The sequence below is a fragment of the Mesorhizobium sp. M7A.F.Ca.US.010.02.1.1 genome (genome assembly GCF_004023085.1).
Taxonomy (GTDB): Bacteria; Pseudomonadota; Alphaproteobacteria; order Rhizobiales; family Rhizobiaceae; genus Mesorhizobium.
The window spans coordinates 1-523 of sequence record NZ_RZRV01000126.1; the positions used below are offsets into that span (position 1 = coordinate 1).

A 523-nucleotide genomic window follows, 5' to 3' on the forward strand; every position below is an offset into this window, starting at 1 on the left:
GATTATCGGCGGCTACTGAGTGGGTATCCTGCGCCGCAACACTTGGCCGCTCGGCTCGATCACGCCTTTGCGGAATGGCATCTCGTCGTGCGACCTCGCGTGTGGCGGTGGTAGCGGCGATCTCAGACATGAAATGGTCGACAAATGTATTTCATCGCCTTGGCAACAGACTATGACGGCACGCTGGCGCACGAGGGGATCGTAGCTGAAAAGACGGTTGCGGCTCTCGAACGGGTCAAGAAAAGTGGCCGCAAGCTCATTCTCGTCACAGGACGAGAACTGCCCGACCTCAAGCGCGTTTTTCCCGAGATCGGCCTGTTCGACAAGGTCGTCGCCGAAAATGGGGCGTTGATCTACACGCCTGCCAGCGAGGAAGAACGTGTGATTTCACCGGCACCGGCGCCCAAGTTCGTCGCCAAGCTAAAAAAGCACGGCGTCAAGCCGCTTTCAGTCGGACGGTCGATCGTTGCGACCTGGGAACCACACCAGGCAACAGTTCTTGAAGTGATCAAAAAACTTGGGC

The 523-nt window shown here is 57.6% G+C and carries 1 protein-coding gene; it reads left to right on the forward strand.

The genetic code is table 11. The features are described 5' to 3' along the window. Window positions 1-144: 144 nt before the first annotated feature. On the forward strand, window positions 145-523 hold a 379-nt coding region (locus EOA19_RS35050), incomplete at its 3' end, for an HAD-IIB family hydrolase (protein WP_164893139.1).